The organism is Variovorax sp. 01T439_2, from assembly GCF_056398445.1.
Genome location: NZ_JBFTPJ010000583.1, coordinates 1 through 3,860 on the forward strand (window position 1 = coordinate 1; position 3,860 = coordinate 3,860).

At 67.2% G+C, this 3,860-nt stretch carries 4 protein-coding genes; all 4 read right to left on the minus strand.

What is annotated here, in order from left to right:
- Positions 1–1,188 carry an L-rhamnonate dehydratase gene (rhmD, locus tag AC1DOC_RS23730; protein WP_018905552.1) on the minus strand — a complete coding sequence of 396 codons (1,188 nt, stop codon included), beginning with the start codon at positions 1,186–1,188 and terminating at the stop codon, positions 1–3.
- 45 nt (positions 1,189–1,233) lie between these two features.
- Entirely contained in the window at positions 1,234–2,541 is a 1,308-nt protein-coding gene (locus AC1DOC_RS23735) for an MFS transporter (protein ID WP_478081439.1), read from the minus strand.
- A 56-nt stretch (positions 2,542–2,597) separates the two neighbouring features.
- Positions 2,598–3,359 carry an SDR family NAD(P)-dependent oxidoreductase gene (locus AC1DOC_RS23740; RefSeq protein ID WP_062366600.1) on the minus strand — a complete coding sequence of 254 codons (762 nt, stop codon included), beginning with the start codon at positions 3,357–3,359 and terminating at the stop codon, positions 2,598–2,600.
- Positions 3,356–3,860: fumarylacetoacetate hydrolase family protein (locus tag AC1DOC_RS23745; protein WP_478130611.1), on the minus strand; the 505-nt coding region annotated here is incomplete at its 5' end. The genes AC1DOC_RS23740 and AC1DOC_RS23745, both read right to left, overlap by 4 nt.

Below are 3,860 nucleotides of genomic sequence, written 5' to 3' on the forward strand. Positions count from 1 at the left end.
TCATCTGGGAAAGGGGCGGTGCAGTGCGCAGTCCGGGTTGAGCCGCACGCCGAAGCCCGGCGCGTCGAGCGCGGAGGCCTTCATGCGGCCATTGACCGGCACCGGCTCGTCCAGAAGCTGGGGGTTGAACATCGGCACCACCTCGTCGGCCTTCGGCGCCATCATCAGGAACTCGGCGAACGGGCTGTTGTGGCGCGTGATGACGAAGTGGTAGCTGTAGACCGACGAGCCGTGCGGCACCACCAGCTTGCCGTGCGCATCGGCCAGGTTCGAGATCTTGATCAGCTCGGTGATGCCGCCGCACCAGCCCACGTCGGGCTGCAGGATGTCGCAGCACTCCATCTCGAGCAGCAGCCGGAAGCCCCAGCGCGTGGCTTCGTGCTCCCCGGTGCTCACCAGCAGGCCGCGCGGCACATTGCGGCGCAGCTCGGCGTAGCCCCAGTAGTCGTCGGGCGACAGCGCTTCCTCGATCCACTTGAGGCCGAACTCGTTGCGCGCGGCTGTCGCCAGGCGCGTGGCGTATTCCACGTCCAGGCTCATCCAGCAGTCCAGCATGAGCCAGAAGTCGGAGCCCACCTTGGCACGCATGTCGGCCAGCATCTCGAGGTTCTTCTTGAGGCCCTCCTCGCGCTCGGCGGGCCCATGGTGCAGCGGCATCTTGCCGCCGATGAACCCCATCTCCTTCGCCAGGTCCGGCCGGGCGCCGGTGGCGTAGAAAGTCAGTTCGTCGCGCACCGGGCCGCCCAGCAGCGCATGGACCGGTTCCTTGCGGACCTTGGCCAGCAGGTCCCACAGCGCCAGGTCGACCCCCGAGATGGTGTTGAGCACGATGCCCTTGCGCCCGTAGAACAGCGTGGCGTTGTACATCTGGTCCCAGATCTTCTCGATGTCGGTCACCCGGGCGCCCTCGATGAAGCGGGCCAGGTGCTTCTCGACGATCCAGCAGCCGAGATCGCCGCCGGTCGTCACCGAGAAGCCGACGGTGCCGTCGCTGGCCTCGATCTCCACCACCAGCGTGCCCAGCACGTTGAGGCCGAAGCTGCGGCGGCTCTGCCGGTACTCGGGGTACTTGCTCATCGGCGTGGAGATGTGGTCGTCGATCCAGTGGCCATCGGCCTGGTCGTGGTAGTCGGCGCCGCCACCGCGGAGGGTGAAGGCGCGCACGTGCTTGATCGTGGGCATGCTCATGGGGAATCCTTTCGTCGAGCAGAGGGAGAGTGATGAAGGGCGGCGCTACGCGGCAGCCTCTGCTGCGGCGCTGCGCGTCTGGCGCAGTGCCAGGAACAGCATGGCGCCGACCACCGTGGTCGCGGCCAGCAGGTTGAGCCCGGCGCTGGGCGATGCGAAGGCATGCTCGGCCCAGGTCTTGACGTTCGGAGCGACAAAGCCGCCCATCGCGCCGAGCGAATTGATCAGCGCAATCCCGCCCGCCGCCGCCGCGCCGCCGAGGTAGGCGGTGGGGAAGCTCCAGAACACGGGCTGCACCGCAATGAAGCCGGCGGCCGCAAAGCACAGCGCGACCAGTGCCACCAGCGGCGAGGCGGCATTGACCGACACCGCGATGCCGGCCGCCGAAACCGCCAGCACCACCAGCGCGATCAACGCATGCTGGCCGCTGCGCTCGGCCAGGCGCGGCACGAAGTACGCGGCCGCCAATGCGCAGACCCAGGGAATGGCGGTGACAAAGCCCACCAGCAGCCCCACGTTCTTGCCGAGCAGGGCCGCCACCTGGGTCGGCAGGTAGAACACCACGCCATAGACGCTGACCTGGATCAGGAAGTAGATCAGCGAAAGAAACAGCACGCGGCCATTGGTCAGCGCCTTCAGCACCGTGGCGGGGCCGTGCGCGGTCTTCTGCTCTTCTTCGGCGTCGATGGCGCGCTCCAGTGTCTGGCGCTCTTCGGCGGACAGCCAGCGCGCGTCCAGCGGCTTGTTGTCCAGGTACCAGTAGGCCCACACGCCGACCACCGACGCCATCACGCCTTCGACCAGGAACAGCCACTGCCAGCCCTTCAGGCCCCACACGCCGTTCAGTTCGAGCAGCAGGCCGGAGAGCGGGCTGCCGAAGATGAACGCGAGCGGCGCGCCAAAATAGAACATGCCGATCACGCGTGTGCGCGCCTTGGCCGGGAACCACCGCGTCAAAAAGTAGATGACGCCTGGGAAGAAGCCCGCCTCGGCAACGCCGAGCAAAAAGCGCAGGACATAGAAGCTGGTCTCGTTGTGCGCGAACATGAGCGCGGCCGAGACGAGGCCCCAGGTCACCATGATCCGGCACATCCAGACGCGCGCGCCGACGCGATGCATGATCAGGTTGCTCGGCACTTCGAACAGCGCATAGCCGATGAAGAAGACGCCGGCGCCGAAGGCGAACACGGCGTCCGAAAGGCCGGTGTCGAGCTGGAAGGCTTTCTTGGCAAAGCCGACGTTGGCGCGGTCGAGAAAGGCCAGCACGTACATCAGCAGCAAGAAGGGCACCAGGCGGCGGATCGCCTTGGCGATCACCTTGTCGAGCGCGGTGCTCGTGGCGATGGAATTCATAATTGAGGTCTCCGTTATTTGTGTTTGTTGGTTCGCGGCATGCCGGCCGCACGGCTTCAATAGGTGGCGCGGCCTCCCGAGGCGTCGAACACGCTGCCCGTGGTGAACGAGCACTCCTCGCTCGCGAGCCAGCCGATCACCGCCGCGATCTCGTCGACCGTGCCGAAGCGCCCCATCGGGATCTTCGACAACATGAACTCGATGTGCTGGGGCGACATCTGGTCGAAGATCGCGGTCTTCACTGCCGCCGGCGTCACGGCATTGACCGTGATGTTGGCCTTGGCGAGTTCCTTGCCGAGCGACTTGGTCAGCCCGATCACTGCCGCCTTCGATGCGCTGTAGGCCGAGGCGTTGGGATTGCCTTCCTTGCCCGCCACCGAAGCCACGTTGACGATGCGGCCGTAGTTGCCGGCCTGCATGTACGGCAGCACCGCGCGGTTGCAATAGAAGAGCCCGTTCAGGTTAACGTCGACCACCCGCCGCCACTGGTCCACCGGGTACTCCGCCAGCGGCACGTTGGGCCCGGTGATGCCCGCGCAGGCCACGAGCACGTCGATGCCGCCGCCCAGCTGCGCGGCCGAGGCGGCGGCCGCTGCCTCGACCTCCGCCCAGTCGGCCACGTTCACCGGGACTGCGGAAGCCCTGGCACCAAGCGCGGCGCACGCCTGGTCCAGCGCTTGCTGGTTCATGTCCCACAGGCTCACGGAGCCGCCTTCGGCGACGAAGCGCGTGGCAAAGGTCAGGCCGATGCCGGCGGCGCCGCCGGTGACGACGGCGCGGCGGCCGGCGAAGCGGTTGGCGTAGGAAGCGGCAGTCATGCGGCCTCCTTCCATGCGACCACGGTCTGCCTCTGCGTGCCGAGCCTGTCGATGCCCAGGGTCATCACGTCGCCGGCCTTCAGGTACACCGGCTCGGGCTTCATGCCCATGCCAACGCCGGGCGGCGTGCCGGTGGTGACGACGTCGCCCGGCATCAGCGTCATGAACTCGCTCAGGTAGCTCAGGATGGTTGCGCAGTCGAACACCATCGTGCCGGTGCTGCCGGTCTGGCGGCGCTGGCCGTTCACGTCGAGCCACATGCCCAGCTGCTGCGCATCCCCCACTTCGTCGCGCGTCACGAGCCAGGGGCCGATCGGCCCGAAGGTGTCGCAGCCCTTGCCCTTGTCCCAGGTGCCGCCGCGCTCGATCTGGAAGGCGCGCTCGGACACATCGTTGACCAGCACGTAGCCCGCAATGTGCTCGAGCGCGCGCTCCTTGGGTACATAGCTTGCGCGCGTGCCGACCACAAAGCCCAGCTCCACCTCCCAGTCCGTCTTGGCC